The 14,325-nt window shown below is 64.2% G+C and carries 13 protein-coding genes and 1 pseudogene; 8 read left to right on the top strand and 6 right to left on the bottom strand.

Annotated features, from left to right (window positions below; genetic code table 11):
• Position 1: 1 nt before the first annotated feature.
• On the bottom strand, positions 2-256 hold the full coding sequence (locus tag AC0L3O_RS24300; RefSeq protein WP_023803739.1) for a DUF6356 family protein: 255 nt from the start codon (positions 254-256) through the stop codon (positions 2-4).
• Positions 257-371: 115 nt separating this feature from the next.
• Here AC0L3O_RS24300 and AC0L3O_RS24295 point away from each other — a divergent pair, with 115 nt between their 5' ends.
• The 6 genes from AC0L3O_RS24295 (at position 372) to AC0L3O_RS24270 (ending at position 4,867) form a co-directional block, all read left to right on the top strand.
• On the top strand, positions 372-842 hold the full coding sequence (locus tag AC0L3O_RS24295) for an Lrp/AsnC family transcriptional regulator (protein ID WP_023803740.1): 471 nt from the start codon (positions 372-374) through the stop codon (positions 840-842).
• A gap of 84 nt (positions 843-926) precedes the next feature.
• On the top strand, positions 927-1,412 hold the full coding sequence (gene dut / locus AC0L3O_RS24290; RefSeq protein WP_023803741.1) for a dUTP diphosphatase: 486 nt from the start codon (positions 927-929) through the stop codon (positions 1,410-1,412).
• Positions 1,412-2,068 carry an HAD family hydrolase gene (locus AC0L3O_RS24285; protein ID WP_287055152.1) on the top strand — a complete coding sequence of 219 codons (657 nt, stop codon included), beginning with the start codon at positions 1,412-1,414 and terminating at the stop codon, positions 2,066-2,068. The genes dut and AC0L3O_RS24285 overlap by 1 nt, the downstream gene beginning before the upstream one ends.
• Before the next feature lie 85 nt (positions 2,069-2,153).
• The gene (locus tag AC0L3O_RS24280) at positions 2,154-3,002 is read left to right on the top strand and encodes a hypothetical protein (protein ID WP_473616820.1); all 849 of its coding nucleotides are present in this window, start codon (positions 2,154-2,156) and stop codon (positions 3,000-3,002) included.
• Between the two features lie 69 nt (positions 3,003-3,071).
• Positions 3,072-3,875: an isocitrate lyase/PEP mutase family protein gene (locus AC0L3O_RS24275; protein ID WP_287171360.1), complete on the top strand. Its 804-nt coding sequence runs from the start codon at positions 3,072-3,074 to the stop codon at positions 3,873-3,875.
• A complete protein-coding gene (locus AC0L3O_RS24270; protein WP_287226808.1) occupies positions 3,872-4,867 on the top strand; it encodes a proline racemase family protein in 996 nt (331 codons plus the stop codon). The genes AC0L3O_RS24275 and AC0L3O_RS24270 overlap by 4 nt, the downstream gene beginning before the upstream one ends.
• 85 nt (positions 4,868-4,952) lie before the next feature.
• On the opposite strand, the gene AC0L3O_RS24265 is transcribed toward AC0L3O_RS24270, so the two are convergent.
• Both AC0L3O_RS24265 and AC0L3O_RS24260 read right to left on the bottom strand, forming a co-directional pair.
• Positions 4,953-5,648, bottom strand: a complete 696-nt coding sequence (locus AC0L3O_RS24265) for a sulfate transporter family protein (protein ID WP_473616818.1) — start codon at positions 5,646-5,648, stop codon at positions 4,953-4,955.
• Positions 5,649-5,746: 98 nt separating this feature from the next.
• Positions 5,747-6,627 (bottom strand): annotated as a pseudogene (locus tag AC0L3O_RS24260) (DMT family transporter).
• 202 nt (positions 6,628-6,829) lie between these two features.
• Here AC0L3O_RS24260 and AC0L3O_RS24255 point away from each other — a divergent pair.
• Positions 6,830-7,822 (top strand): adenosine kinase, encoded by a 993-nt coding sequence (locus tag AC0L3O_RS24255; protein WP_473616817.1) that lies wholly within the window; start codon positions 6,830-6,832, stop codon positions 7,820-7,822.
• Positions 7,823-7,839: 17 nt separating this feature from the next.
• Here the strand turns inward: AC0L3O_RS24255 and AC0L3O_RS24250 are convergent, their stop codons facing one another.
• Entirely contained in the window at positions 7,840-10,119 is a 2,280-nt protein-coding gene (locus tag AC0L3O_RS24250; RefSeq protein WP_236379257.1) for an NADP-dependent malic enzyme, read from the bottom strand.
• Between the two features lie 142 nt (positions 10,120-10,261).
• Here AC0L3O_RS24250 and mutS point away from each other — a divergent pair, with 142 nt between their 5' ends.
• Positions 10,262-13,012: a DNA mismatch repair protein MutS gene (gene mutS, locus AC0L3O_RS24245; RefSeq protein WP_473616816.1), complete on the top strand. Its 2,751-nt coding sequence runs from the start codon at positions 10,262-10,264 to the stop codon at positions 13,010-13,012.
• Positions 13,013-13,036: 24 nt separating this feature from the next.
• Here mutS and AC0L3O_RS24240 read toward each other — a convergent pair whose 3' ends face one another.
• Positions 13,037-13,882 carry an aldo/keto reductase gene (locus AC0L3O_RS24240; RefSeq protein ID WP_473616814.1) on the bottom strand — a complete coding sequence of 282 codons (846 nt, stop codon included), beginning with the start codon at positions 13,880-13,882 and terminating at the stop codon, positions 13,037-13,039.
• A gap of 32 nt (positions 13,883-13,914) precedes the next feature.
• Positions 13,915-14,316, bottom strand: a complete 402-nt coding sequence (gene copM, locus AC0L3O_RS24235) for a CopM family metallochaperone (protein ID WP_473616813.1) — start codon at positions 14,314-14,316, stop codon at positions 13,915-13,917.
• Positions 14,317-14,325: the final 9 nt, after the last annotated feature.

Here is a 14,325-nt window from a genome sequence, read left to right as displayed (position 1 = left end):
CTCAGGCGCGATCCATGAGAGCCGCAGGCTCCTTGATCGCGTGTGTGCCTCTGTTGTGCGTGCGCTCATAGAGCTCGCGAACGATTCGGCTGGCCGTAGTCTCAAACAGAAACGGCAAGAAAGCGTGAATGAGTGCGGCGAACGCTGCCATGAACAGACGCGAGCAGAACCATGCCGCGAAGGCCATATGGCTGAAATAGGTCTCGCCGACCTTGGCCGGGTGAGAGGTAAAGAGCCTTGCAAGCGGTGTCGTCATGGTGGTCCCTCCTGCCGGGAAAAGCCCCCGATGCTGAGTATTCTGACACGAGGTTTTGATTGATTAGTCCCAAAATATCCTTGTGTCTGGTCAATTATTGGGACAAACATCCCACATGTCGCTGGAAATCGATGAGATCGACCGAAGATTGCTGGCCGAACTGCAACGCGACGGCACGCTGTCGGTCGACCAATTGTCGCAAAGGGTGTCGCTGTCGCGCAACGCCTGCTGGCGCCGGGTCAAGCGGCTCGAGGAAGACGGCGTCATCACCGGCCGGGTGGCGCTGGTCGATGCCGACAAGCTTGGCCTTGGCCTTTCGGTGTTCATCTTGGTCCGGACCTCCAATCATGATCCCGACTGGCTGCAAAAATTCCGGGCGGCAGTGGGCGGCTTTCCCGAGATCACCGGCGTCTACCGCATGTCCGGCGACCTCGACTATGTCTTGCGCGCCCGCGTCGCCGACGTGAAGGCGTATGACCGGCTCTATCAGCGGCTTATCGCCAAGGTGGCGCTGTCGGATGTTTCGGCATCCTTCGTCATGGAGGAGATCAAGGAGACGACCATCGTCCCCGTAGAACTGCGCTGAAACGGAACTGCGCTGAAAGAAAGCCGTTGATAGTCTGGCCGCCGAGTTGACTGAATCGGCGTTGATAGCGATAGGATCAGCCTCATGCGCGCAGCCCTCTACACTTCCTCCGTCATCGGTCCGGCCGTCGGCTTCATCAGGCTGCCGCACGGTGAAGGCCTGCCGCTTCCCGCCTATGAAAGCCCGGGCGCCGCCGGCATGGATCTGCGCGCCGCGGTGCCGGACGACCGGCCGCTGCTGATCCTGCCGGGAAAACGCGCGCTGGTGCCGACCGGACTGATCCTGGAGATCCCGGAGGGGGTGGAAGGCCAGGTCCGGCCACGCTCGGGCCTCGCCTTCAAGCACGGGCTTACCTGCCTCAACACGCCGGGCACCATCGACAGCGACTATCGCGGCGAGGTCAAGGTGCTGCTGATCAATCTTGGCGACGAGGATTTCGCGGTGACGCGCGGCATGCGGATCGCGCAGATCGTCTTCGCCCCGGTGACGCAGGCGACGGTCGATGAGCGCAGCTTGGCCGGCGGAACGACGCGCGGCTCCGGCGGCTTCGGATCGACCGGCACGGCCTGATGTCGCTACCCAAACTCGTCATCTTCGATTGCGACGGGGTTCTGGTCGACACCGAGAACCTGGCCAATCGGCGCCTCGCCGAATGGCTCAGCGCCGCCGGCTACCCGGCAAGCTTCGAATATTGCCGCAAGAACTTCTCCGGCCGCGCCATGGTCTCGGTGCAGAAGGAAGTCGAGGCGACCGGCGCCAGCCTCGGCGCCGATTTCGTCGACCGTTGGAACGCCGGTCTGCCGGACCTGTTCGCGCATGGCGTCGAAGCCGTCCCCTATGTCAGGCAGTTCATCGAAGCCGTGCACGCTGCCGGCATCGCAACTTGCGTCGCTTCGTCGGCGCGGGTGAGTAAAATGCACATCACGCTCGGCCAGACCGGGCTGCTGCCGCTGTTCGAGCATGCACTGTTCAGCTCGACCATGGTTTCGCGCGGCAAGCCTTTTCCCGACCTGTTCCTGCATGCCGCAAGCACGATGGGCTTCGCGCCAGCCGACTGCATCGTCATCGAGGACAGCGTCGCCGGGACATTAGCCGGCATTGCCGCCGGCATGCGCGTATTTTCCTACTACGGCGACCCGCATTCCGACCGCGACGGCCTGACCGAGGCCGGCGGCATCCTGTTTGACGACATGCGCGAGCTGGCCGGGCTGGTGCCGATCCCCTGATCTGGTCTTCAGGTTTTTATCCGGCTGGACGCGCCAGGCGCCCATGCTAGCTTGCCAATGTTCGACAGTGGGAGGCGCCCAGCCTATGAACTCGATCCTGTTTCGCTTCACCCTCGCCTGCTTGCTGCTGCCGTGTCTGTGGGCCGCGGCCGGCGCGCAGGGCGTCAGCTTCCCGGACCTTGGCAGCACCATCCCCGGCCACGAGAACACGACCTATCTCGACCTCGCCAGGATGGTCATTCCCGATCTGGCGGCGGATAAGGATGGCTTCTACGATGGCTCCATGCCGATCGAGATGCGCCATATCGAAGGTGGGGATAGCGGTGGCTCGCCGCCCGAAACGTCGGGCTTTTCCGATGCTGGCGTGCTCCAGATCAGGGCCGGCGGCAAGGAACGGCTGGCCATACTGTTCGACCTCGGCAGTTCCTCCGACAGCGCAGAGGGCTTTGCGGTGCTGGCGCTCTACGATCTTGCCGGCAAGCCGAGACTGCTCGACGCTGTCAATGTCGCCGTCGACCGGAGCACCTATTTCCGCGATCCGGGCAAGCTTCCGATCGGGCTAGGCGATGACGTCATCATCACCCTGAGCACGCATTTCAATTCGAGCCAGGGCTATGTGAGCACGCCGCTGATCCTGGTCCGCGACGACAGGTTCGAGCTGATCGACATGATCTCTACGTTCGACGAGTCCCTGTGCGCCTACAGGCGCACGCAGGAGTTGGCGTTTCAGACCGTTGCGGAAGGCCAGCCCTATGCGGCCATCAAGGCGACGGTGACCGATGCCACCATGCCGAATGGCGAAAGCTGCGACGATGCGGCGCCCGAGGCTTCCTCGCGCGACATCTCCGTCACCTACCATTGGGACGGGACCGCGTACGTCAAGGGGTCCGACGCACTGGACAAATTGGCAGGAGAGAACGCCAATCGCTTCTGACCCAATCGCATTCGTTTGCCCGGCGGGCAGTGGCGGGATAAAATGCGCTTCGCACTCTGGGGAGCATCCATGGACAAGGGCAAAATCTTTCGCGACCTGCACAGTTCGATCTTCGTCATGCCCAACCCCTGGGACGTCGGCACGACGAAACTGCTGGCCTCCTTCGGTTTCAAGGCGTTGGCGACGACCAGCGCCGGCTTTGCCTTTTCGCGCGGCCTGCCCGATGGCGCGGTGACCTTCGAGGCGATGATCCACCACTGCCGCGACGTGACCGCGGCGACCGGCCTGCCGGTCTCGGCCGACCTCGAGAAGGGCAAGGGCGACAGCGCGACAAGTGCCGCGGAAACTGTCTTCGCAGCCGAAGCGGCAGGCCTCGCCGGCTGCTCGATCGAGGACCACACCGGCGAGCCCGACAAGCCGATTTATGAATTTTCGCATGCCGTCGAGCGCGTCGCCGCTGCAGCGGAGGCGGCACGGGCGCTGAAGCACGACTTCGTCTTCACCGCGCGGGCCGAGAATTTTCTGTGGGGCAGGCCAGACATCGACGACACGATCAAGCGGCTGCAGGCCTTCGAGAAGGCCGGCGCCGACGTGCTCTACGCGCCAGGCCTCGGCGATGTCGAGACGGTGCAAACCGTCTGCTCGGCGCTGACCAAGCCGGTCAACGTCATGGTGAGGCCCGGCTTCACCATCGCCGATCTTGCCCAGGCAGGGGTCAAGCGCATTTCGCTCGGGCCCTGGCTGACCAATTACGCCTTCGGCATGCTGGAAAGGGCGGCGCGCGAGATCCAGCAGGACGGCACCTTCGGCTTCACCCGCACCGCCATGCCGTTCGGCAAGCTGCAGGCGTTGTTTGCCGAACCCAACGCATGAAGCTCAGCGTCGTCGACATGCACACCGGCGGCGAGCCGCTGCGGATCGTCACCGGTGGTTATCCCAGGATTCCTGCAGGCACGATCCTGGAAAAACGCGCCTATGTGCGCGATCATCTCGATCATCTCAGGAAGATCCTGATGTTCGAGCCGCGCGGCCATTACGACATGTATGGCGCGCTGCTGGTGGAACTCGACCTGCCCGGCGCCGACCTCGCCGTGCTGTTCATGCACAATGAGGGCTATTCGACGATGTGCGGCCACGCCATCGTCGCGCTCGGCCGCTACGCCGTCGACGAGGGGCTGGTGGCGCGGCAGGAGCCGCTGACGACAGTCAACATCGAGGCGCCGTGCGGGCTGGTCGTCGCCTCGGTCGAGGTTCAGGACGGCAAGGCCGGTGCTGTGTCATTCGAAAGCGTGCCGGCCTTTCTGTTCGCCCGCGACCAGCAGATCGAATTGCCGGGTTACGGGGCGATCGGATTCGACATCGCCTATGGCGGCGCCTTCTATGCGCTCGCCGATTGCCGGCAGTTCGGGCTGGAGTTCGGCAAGAACCGCGTGTGCGATTTCATCGATGCGGCGACGGCACTGACGGAGAAGCTGGAGAAGGAATTCCCGCTGTCGCATCCCGACCATGCCGAGCTTGCCTTTCTCTACGGCACCATCCTGACCGACGGACAGGACGCATATTCCGATAGCCCGACCAAAAACATATGCGTCTTCGCCGAGGCTCAGGTCGACCGCTCGCCGACCGGATCGGGTGTCACCGCGCGGCTGGCGGCGATGCATGCCAGAGGCGAAATCGCCGGCCAGACGCGGCTGTTCGAGAGTATCGCCGGCTCGCGCTTTTCCGGCAGCGTGGCGAGGACCGCGAAAACCGGGCCGCATGATGCCATCATCGCCCGCGTCGGCGGCCGCGCCTTCTACAGCGGCCGGGCCGAATTCATCGTCGAACCCGAGGACGAGTTGGGACGTGGTTTTCTTTTACGCTAGCGCCGAACCCAACAAAACGGAACGGAGCGTAACGTTTGGCTACAACCGCCATTCGCAAGCCTGCATCACCAGAACATCAGCACTCCTAAGCCGCTTCCCGCGCCGAGATCGCCTTGTGCAGATGTACCATCATGGCGGCGGCGAACAGCGGCGTCAAAAGGTTGAGCAGCGGCACTGCGAGGAAGGCAGCGACAACCAGCCCGGCGAGGAACACCGTGACGGCATGTTTTTTGCGCAACGCCCGGGCGTCGGACTCCGGGCGAAAGCGCATCGCGGCGAATTCGAAGAATTCACGTCCCAGCAGATAGCCGTTGACGATGAAGAAGGCGGCGATGTTGATGCCCGGCACCAGCAGAAGCAGCAAGGCCAAAAGGTTGCCGACGATGACGACGCCAAAGAATTTGATCGCCAGCACCAGCGAGCGCAGTGCCGGCATCGCGCGGCCGGGTGGGTCATTGGGATAGTCGGTGCGCTCGACCAGTTCGGCGGCGGCGTCGAGGAACAGGCCGGCGATGATCGCCGTCACCGGCGCGATCAGCAGGGCCAGACCGAAGGCAAGGGCGATGGCGGCGATGACGCCGCCCAACCAGCCGGCCCAGGACGGCAGGCCGGGTATCAGGGACTCCAACCACGGCAAGGCCAGCCACTCGACAAGGCTCGTCAACCCGAACCACAAGGCCACCAGCGCCAGCAAGGTGAGCCCCAGCGTCTTGATGAAAACCGAGCGGAATTCGGGCGAGAACAGCCGGCTCAGGGCGGCGCGGGCGGCGTCGAGTATCATCGCGTTTCAAACCCATATGCAACGCGCCCGTTTTGGGCAGGACGCCCCCCGAGATAGGAAAGGGAAATCATCAGCGCAACTGCTGCTGATAACGCAAGTTACCGCGCAAACACCGGCTTGCGGACAGGAATGGTCATCGCAGCCACGCCGGCGACAACAAGGGCCATTCCCGACCACGCCGTCGGGCCAAGGCTCTCGCCGAGGAATACGGCCCCGATACCGACGCCGATCGGCACGCGCAGATAGGCCTGCGAGGTGGTGCCGACGGAGCCCAGCGTATGGATGAGGCGGAAATGCAGAAGGCCAGCGCAGTTGAAAAAACCGAAAGTCCGAGCAGAGCAAGGATCGAGGCCGTTGATGGCGCCAACGCCCAAGGGCGGTCGAACACAAGGCTGAGGGGGACGAGTATCGCGGCGCCGCAAAGCATCGAACCGGCGGCTGGAATCATCGGATCGAGGCCCTTGAAGCCGCGACCGAAAATGGCGGCACCTGCGTAGCAGACCGTCGCCGCGACGACGGCAAGCTGCGCCCACAACTGGTGACCAAGGCCGCCAAGCGCCTGGGTGCCGACGATGAGGCATATTCCAGCTATTCCCGCACCGACGCCGAACAGTTTGCGCATGGTCACTGGTTCGTGGCGCGTGATGAGCGCGGTCAGCAAGAAGGTGAAGATTGGGGACGTCGCATTCAGGATCGTGGCCAGGCCGGCGTCTAGCGAGCGCTCGGCCGAGGCTATCAACGTGAACGGCACAACGCTGTTGAGGCATGCCTGGAACGCGAACCGACGCCAGCTGGCGGTATCGCGCGGCAGGGTCAGGCCACGCCAGCGGATGAGGGCGAGAAGAATTCCACCCGCAATCAACGTTCGGGCTGCGATCAGCGTTACCGGCGGGATCGTCTCGACGCCGATCTTGATGAAGGTATACGAAGCACCCCACAGCACCGCGAGCGCAATGAGGAGCGCCAGCTCGGTCTTCATGTCGGTTTTTGCAGGCATGGCGGGTTCGCAACCTTCGGGGGAACATTGATCGGCGACGCCATCCTTGTAAGCGAGGCACGAAAGAAATGCTTCGATCATTATCCAACCGTGATTGTTGGCTAGGCAAAGCCGCATCAAATCGCTAGACCCGCCCGCGGCCGGCATGCCAGAAAGCCGGTGGTTTTTCGCGGAGACATGATTGATGCCGAACTATGACGTGCTTTGTATCGGTAATGCCATTGTCGACATCATCGCCCAGTGCGACGAGGCATTCCTTGAGACGAACGGCATCATCAAGGGCGCGATGAATTTGATCGACATGAGGCGCGCCGAGCTGCTCTACAGCCGCATGGGCCCGGCCCTCGAAGCCTCCGGCGGCAGCGCCGGCAACACGGCGGCGGGCGTCGCCAGCTTCGGCGGCCGCGCCGCCTTCTTCGGCAAGGTCTCGAATGACACGCTCGGCGAGATCTACGCCCATGACATGCACGCCCAGGGCGTCGCCTTCGACACCAGGCCGCTCAATGGCGAACCGCCGACGGCGCGCTCGATGATCTTCGTCACGCCGGACGGCGAGCGCTCGATGAACACCTATCTCGGCGCTTGCGTCGAGCTCGGTCCGGAGGATGTCGAGGCGGACAAGGCGTCGGGCGCCGCCGTTACCTATTTCGAGGGCTATCTGTGGGACCCGCCGCGCGCCAAGGAAGCGTTCCGGCAGACGGCGAAGCTCGCCCACGCAGCCGGGCGCGAAGTGTCGATGACATTGTCGGATTCGTTCTGCGTTGACCGCTACCGCGAGGAGTTTCTGGAGCTGATGCGCTCGGGCACTGTCGATATCGTCTTTGCCAATAGCCACGAGATCAAGTCGCTGTACCAGACCGCCTCCTTCGACGAGGCGCTGGCCCAGATCCGCAAGGATTGCAAGATCGCCGCCGTCACCCGCTCCGAAAAGGGCTCGGTCATCCTGCGCGGCGACGAGACCGTCACCATCAATGCGACGGAAATCCGCGAACTGGTCGACACCACCGGCGCCGGCGACCTCTATGCCGCCGGCTTCCTCTACGGCTACACGCAAGGCCGCAGCCTGAAGCATTGCGGCGATCTCGGCTCGCTGGCGGCCGGGCTGGTGATCCAGCAGATCGGGCCAAGGCCGCGGCAGAATTTACGCCACGAGGCTGAGCAGGCAGGCCTGATTTAGGAAGAGGCGCTCGCTCCTCAGGCCCCCGCCGTATATGCGGCAATCGCCGCCATGTTGACGATGTCGCTGTCCTTGGCGTTGAGCGAGACGATCTGAACCGGCTTGTCCAGGCCGACCAGCAGCGGGCCGATAACGGTCGAGCCGCCGAGCTCCTGCAGCATCTTGGTCGAGATCGAGGCCGAGTGAAAGGCCGGCATGATCAGCACATTGGCCGGGCCGGTCAGCCGGATGAACGGGTATTGCGCCATGGCGCGTGCGCTGAGCGCCACGTCGGCTGCCATCTCGCCGTCATATTCGAAATCGACGCGCCGCTTGTCGAGGATGCGCACCGCTTCCTGGATGCGTTCGGAGCGCTCGCCCTGCGGATGGCCGAAGGTGGAATAGGCAAGCATGGCCAGCCGCGGCTCATAACCCATGCGGCGGGCAAAGCCGGCGGCCTCCTCGGCGATGTCGGCGATCTGTTCGGCATTCGGCATATCGTGCACGGCGGTGTCGGCGACAATCACGGTTCGACCCCGCGCCAGCACGATCGAGGCGCCGATGACGCGGTGGCCGGGCTTGGCGTCGATGATGCGGCGGATGTCGTCGAGCGCCGTCGAGTAGTTGCGGGTGACGCCGGTGACGATGCCATCGGCATCGCCCAGCGCCACCATGCAGGCGGCGAAATGGTTGCGGTCATTGTTGATCAGGCGCTGGCAGTCGCGAAACAGAAAACCCTTGCGCTGCATGCGCTCGTACAGATAGTCGGTGTAGACGCCGTTGCGGCGCGACAGCCTGGCATTGATGATCTCGATGCCTTGCTTGTTCAGTTCGATGCCGGCGTTCCTGGCGTTCTCCTTGATGATGTCGTCGCGGCCGAGCAGGATGGCGGTGCCGAGCCGCTGGTTCACATAGGAGACGGCGGCGCGCATCACCTGCTCCTCCTCGCCCTCGGCGAAAACGATGCGCTTGGGCTGGCGGCGCACGCGGTCGTAGATGCGCTGCAGGGTCGAGGCGATCGGATCGCGGCGGGCGGAAAGCTCCTGCGCGTAGCGGTCGAGGTCGAGGATCGGCTTGCGCGCGACGCCGGATTCCATCGCGGCCTTGGCAACCGCGATCGGAATGGCCGAGATCAGGCGCGGGTCGAACGGCACCGGGATGATGTAGTTGGGGCCGAATTTCGGCCGCATGCCCTGGTAGGCGGCGGCGACGTCGTCAGGCACATCCTGGCGCGCCAGTTCGGCGAGCGCACGCGCCGCGGCGATCTTCATGTCGTCATTGATGGTGGTCGCCCGCACGTCCAGCGCGCCGCGGAAGATGTAAGGGAAGCCGAGCACGTTGTTGACCTGGTTCGGATAGTCCGAGCGCCCGGTGGCCATGATGGCATCGGCGCGGATTTCGGCGACTTCCTCCGGCGTGATCTCCGGATCGGGGTTGGCCATGGCAAAGATGATCGGCTTCTCGGCCATGGACTGCACCATCTTGGTGGTCAGCGCGCCCTTGGCTGAGAGGCCGAGGAACACGTCGGCACCGTCGAGCGCCTCGGCCAGCGAGCGTGCGTCGGTCTTGACGGCATGCGCCGACTTCCACTGGTTCATGCCTTCGGTGCGGCCCTGGAAGACGACGCCTTTGGTGTCGCACAGGATGATGTTTTCGGGCGCAAAGCCCATTGCCTTCATCAGCTCGATGCAGGCGACGCCGGCGGCACCGGCGCCGTTGCAGACCATTTTGGTGGTCTTCATGTCGCGGCCGGTGATTTCCAGCGCGTTGATCAGGCCGGCCGCCGAAATGATGGCGGTGCCGTGCTGGTCGTCATGAAAGACCGGTATGTCCATCAGTTCGCGCAGCCGCTGCTCGATGATGAAGCATTCCGGCGCCTTGATGTCTTCCAGATTGATACCGCCGAACGACGGCCCAAGGAAACGCACGCAATTGATGAACTCTTCGGCATCCTCGGTGTCGACCTCGAGATCGATGGAATCGACATCGGCAAAGCGCTTGAACAGCACCGCCTTGCCTTCCATCACCGGCTTGGCGGCCAGCGCGCCGAGATTGCCGAGGCCAAGGATGGCGGTGCCGTTTGAGATGACGGCGACCATGTTGCCGCGCGCCGTGTAGTCGAAGGCGCGGCTGGGATCCTCGGCAATGGCAAGCACCGGAACCGCGACGCCCGGCGAATAAGCGAGGCTGAGGTCGCGCTGGGTGGCCATCGGCTTGGTGGCGACGATCTCCAGCTTGCCCGGGCGGCCCATGGCGTGGAATTCCAGCGCCTCCTGCGCACTGACGGAGGGGCCGTTGCTTTCGGTTTTCTTGGCCATGATGCTTTCGATTTCCTCACCCGTGCAGCACCTCGTTGAGACGGGCGCGGTGCTTTCTTTTGTGGAACGTTCGGGATTAAGGCTACACTTCGCCGCTGTAAACCGCCAAGCAGATGGCTTGGGAAATTTTGGAAGCAACTTCTTGAACGACGAAACGCCCATTCGCAGCGACAGCGCTACGCCGGCCTTTGCGCCGGCAACGCCGATGATGGAGCAGTATATCGAGATCAAGGCGGCGAACCCGGATTCGCTGCTGTTCTACCGCATGGGCGATTTCTACGAGCTGTTCTTCGACGACGCCGAGAAGGCGAGCCGGGCGCTCGGCATCGTCCTGACCAAGCGTGGCAAGCACCAGGGCCTCGACATCCCGATGTGCGGCGTGCCGGTGCATGCCGCCGACGATTATCTGCAGAAGCTGATTGGACAAGGGTTCCGCGTCGCCGTCTGCGAGCAGATCGAGGATCCGGCAGAGGCGAAGAAACGCGGTGGCAAATCGGTGGTGCGCCGCGACGTAGTGCGGCTGGTAACGCCCGGCACCATCACCGAGGACAAATTGCTGGCGCCGTCGGAATCGAGTTTCTTGATGGCACTTGGCCGGGTCAAGGGCGGAGCCGAACAAAGAAGCGGGGATCGCGGCAGCGCGACAGGGAACCAAGGAAGTTTTGCGCTGGCCTGGATCGAGATCTCGACCGGCGCCTTCCGCGTTGCCGAGACCAGCGCCGACCGGCTGCTCGCCGATGTCTTTCGCGTCGACCCACGCGAGTTGATCGTCGCCGAACCGGTGTTTTACGATCCGGAGCTGAAACCGCTGTTCGATGTGCTCGGCCGCATCGCCAGTCCGCAGCCGCCGAGCCTGTTCGACTCAGCGTCGGCCGCCGGGCGCATCGCCCGTTTCTTCGAGGTGGCGACGCCGGACAGTTTCGGCACGTTTTCCCGCGCCGAACTGTCGGCGATCTCGGGCGCCATCGCCTATGTCGAGAAGACGCAGAAGGCCGAGCGGCCGCCGCTGTCGCGGCCCGAGCGCGAGGAGCAGGGTTCGACGCTGTTCATCGATCCGGCGACACGCGCCAATCTGGAACTACTGCGCACGCTGTCCGGCAGCCGCGAGGGCTCGCTGTTCAAGGCGATCGACCGCACGGTGACCGGCGGCGGCGCGCGCCTGCTCGCCGACCGGCTGATGGCGCCGCTGACCGATCCGGCGGCAATTGGCGCAAGGCTGGATTCGGTGTCGTTCTTTCGGTCCGAGACACGGCTGTGCCAGGCGGTGCGGGCGAGCCTGAAGAGCGTCGCCGACATGCCACGCGCGCTGTCGCGGTTGGCGCTCAACCGCGGTGGCCCGCGCGATCTCGGCGCGCTGCGTGCCGGGTTCGAGGCCGCCGGCGCTATTGCCGAACTGTTTGGGGCGACCGCCCTGCCGCCAGAATTGGCGGCGGCGCTGGCGGCGATCGAGGCGCTGCCGCGCCCGCTGGCCGAGCATCTGACGCGGGCGCTCGCCGACGAGCTGCCGCTGCTCAAGCGCGAGGGCGGCTTCGTCCGTTCCAGCTACAACGCTGAGCTCGACGAGATGCGGGCGCTGCGCGATGAATCGCGCAAGGTGATCGCCGGGCTGGAGCGCTCGCTGATCGACGAAACCGGCATCCGCTCGCTGAAAATCCGGCACAACAATGTGCTTGGCTACTACATCGAAGTCACCGCCAACAACCATGCGATCATGACGAGCAGCGACGGGGCGAAGGCGCGCTTCATCCATCGCCAGACCATGGCCAACGCCATGCGCTTCACCACGACCGAACTGGCCGAGCTGGAATCGAAGATCGCCAATGCCGCCGACCGGGCGCTGGCGATCGAGCTTGCCGCCTTCGACAGGCTGACGGCGGAAGCCGTTGGCGAGGCGGACAAGATCCGCGCCGTCGCCGAAGCACTCGCCGTGCTCGACGTGTCGGCGGCACTGGCGCTGCTTTCCGAAAGCGAGGCATGGTGCCGACCCATCGTGGACGCGAGCCTCGCCTTCGCCATTTCGGGCGGGCGGCATCCGGTGGTGGAACAGTCGCTGCGGCGTTCGGGCGAAGGACCGTTCGTCGCCAATGATTGCGATTTGTCGCCGGAAGGCAATGCCAAAAACGGCGCGATCTGGCTGCTGACCGGCCCCAATATGGGCGGCAAATCGACTTTCCTCAGGCAGAACGCGCTGATCGCCATCCTCGCCCAGACCGGCTCGTTCGTGCCGGCGGCATCAGCCCATATCGGCGTCGTCGACCGGCTGTTTTCACGTGTCGGCGCCTCGGACGACCTGGCGCGCGGCCGCTCGACCTTCATGGTCGAGATGGTCGAAACGGCGGCGATCCTCAACCAGGCCGGCGAACGCGCGCTGGTGATCCTCGACGAGATCGGCCGCGGCACCGCCACCTTCGACGGCCTGTCGATCGCCTGGGCGGCGGTCGAGTATCTGCACGAAAAAAACCGCTGCCGGGCGATCTTCGCCACCCATTTTCACGAAATGACTGCGCTGGCCAGCAAGCTCGCTCGACTGCACAATGTCACCATGCGGGTCAAGGAATGGGAAGGCGACGTGGTCTTCCTGCACGAGGTCGGCAAGGGTGCCGCCGACCGCTCCTACGGCGTGCAGGTGGCGCGTCTGGCCGGCTTGCCGGAGGCGGTGGTCGGGCGGGCCAGGGAAGTGCTGCACCAACTGGAAGCTGGCGAGGTTTCGGGCAAGGCCAACCGGCTGGTCGACGATCTGCCGCTGTTTTCGGTGGCGGTGAAACGGGAAGCGCTGAAGCCGGTGAAGGACGATGCACTGGGCGCCGCGCTCGGCGCGATCAACCCCGACGAGATGACGCCGCGGGAGGCGCTGGAGGCGCTGTATCGGCTGAAGGGAATGGCGGGGAAATAGCTGGGCCTCGTCCGCTCCCATCCCTCAAATCATCTGCAGGCCCTGCTTGCGCCGCGGCGGCGGGAAGGCGCGGTCGATTTCGGTGAAATCCTCACGCGTAAGCTCGATGTCGAGCGCCGCGACATTCTGGCGGATATGCTCCTGCTTGCTGGCCTTCGGAATGGCGATGACGCCGTCCTGTGCCATCACCCAGGCCAGCGCCAGCTGAGCCGGCGTCGCATCGTGGCGGGCGGCGATGGCTTCGAGCCTGGCGTTGCGCGCCAATACGCCCTGGTCGACCGGCGAATAGGCCATCAGCGGAATGCCGCGTTGCCGGCTCCAGGGCGCAAGGTCGAATTCGGGGCCGCGTTGGGACAGATTGTAGAGGATCTGGTTGGTCTGGACGCTGTCGCCGGCCGGCAGGCTGACCAGTTCCTCCATCTCATGAGTATCGAAATTGCTGACCCCCCAATGGCGGATCTTGCCAGCTTTTTTCAACGCTTCGAAGGCCTCGACCGTTTCCGCCAGCGGCACGCTGCCAGGCCAGTGCAGCAGATAGAGATCGATGCGGTCGGTGCGCAGATGCCTGAGGCTTGCCTCGCAGGCAGCCGGCACGCCGGTGCGCGAGGCGTTGGATGGCAGCACCTTGGAGACCAGGAACACCTCGTCGCGGCGCCCGGCAATAGCATCCGCCACCACTTCCTCGGCGCCACCGCTGGCATACATTTCGGCGGTGTCGATCAGCGTCATGCCGAGATCCAGCCCAAGCTTCAGGGCATTGACCTCATCGGCATGGCGGCGGGCGTCCTCGCCCATTTTCCAGGTGCCTTGACCCAGCACGGGAACGGCTTCGCCCGAGGGCAATGTTGTGGTTCTTATCGTTGACGGCATGGCGTGCTCCAGTCGAGGCCCGATGGCTGATGCTACTTCACCGGATGGGCGGCCAGCCAATCCTGCATCTGCTTGATCTCGGCTTCCTGCGCCGCGATCACCGCTTCGGCCAGCTTGGGCATTTCCGGTTCCTTGCCATTGGCAAGCTCGACCTTGGCCATGTCGATAGCCGCCTGGTGATGCGGGATCATGCCGCGGGCGAAATCGACATCGGCATTGCCGGAATATTCGATCGCCGTCATCGCGGTGTGCATTTTGTCCATCGCCGCCTTGTAGCTGTCGGTCGAGGCACCCTGCGCGCCCATCGCCCCCATATCGTGCGCCCCCATGTCGTGTTTCGTCTCCTGGGCTTGCGACGGAATGCTTTCCAGGAAAACGGCAAGCAGCATTCCGGCCGCCATCAGCAGCAGCACGATCTTTTTGGCCAACGTCATTCATGATCT

The sequence above is a fragment of the Mesorhizobium sp. WSM4810 genome (genome assembly GCF_055811235.1).
The sequence above is the reverse complement of the archived record's forward strand: the minus strand, read 5'-3'. Positions and strand labels throughout refer to the sequence as shown.

Excerpts from the sequence above, each read along its gene's own strand:
- AC0L3O_RS24255 (WP_473616817.1), top strand. The coding sequence starts at position 6,830 with ATGCCGAACTATGACGTGCTTTGTATCGGTAATGCCATTGTCGACATC.
- AC0L3O_RS24295 (WP_023803740.1), top strand. The coding sequence starts at position 372 with ATGTCGCTGGAAATCGATGAGATCGACCGAAGATTGCTGGCCGAACTG.
- AC0L3O_RS24300 (WP_023803739.1), bottom strand. The coding sequence starts at position 256 with ATGACGACACCGCTTGCAAGGCTCTTTACCTCTCACCCGGCCAAGGTC.
- AC0L3O_RS24280 (WP_473616820.1), top strand. The coding sequence starts at position 2,154 with ATGAACTCGATCCTGTTTCGCTTCACCCTCGCCTGCTTGCTGCTGCCG.
- copM (WP_473616813.1), bottom strand. The coding sequence starts at position 14,316 with ATGACGTTGGCCAAAAAGATCGTGCTGCTGCTGATGGCGGCCGGAATG.
- dut (WP_023803741.1), top strand. The coding sequence starts at position 927 with ATGCGCGCAGCCCTCTACACTTCCTCCGTCATCGGTCCGGCCGTCGGC.
- AC0L3O_RS24250 (WP_236379257.1), bottom strand. The coding sequence starts at position 10,119 with ATGGCCAAGAAAACCGAAAGCAACGGCCCCTCCGTCAGTGCGCAGGAG.
- AC0L3O_RS24275 (WP_287171360.1), top strand. The coding sequence starts at position 3,072 with ATGGACAAGGGCAAAATCTTTCGCGACCTGCACAGTTCGATCTTCGTC.
- AC0L3O_RS24285 (WP_287055152.1), top strand. The coding sequence starts at position 1,412 with ATGTCGCTACCCAAACTCGTCATCTTCGATTGCGACGGGGTTCTGGTC.
- AC0L3O_RS24265 (WP_473616818.1), bottom strand. The coding sequence starts at position 5,648 with ATGATACTCGACGCCGCCCGCGCCGCCCTGAGCCGGCTGTTCTCGCCC.
- AC0L3O_RS24270 (WP_287226808.1), top strand. The coding sequence starts at position 3,872 with ATGAAGCTCAGCGTCGTCGACATGCACACCGGCGGCGAGCCGCTGCGG.
- AC0L3O_RS24240 (WP_473616814.1), bottom strand. The coding sequence starts at position 13,882 with ATGCCGTCAACGATAAGAACCACAACATTGCCCTCGGGCGAAGCCGTT.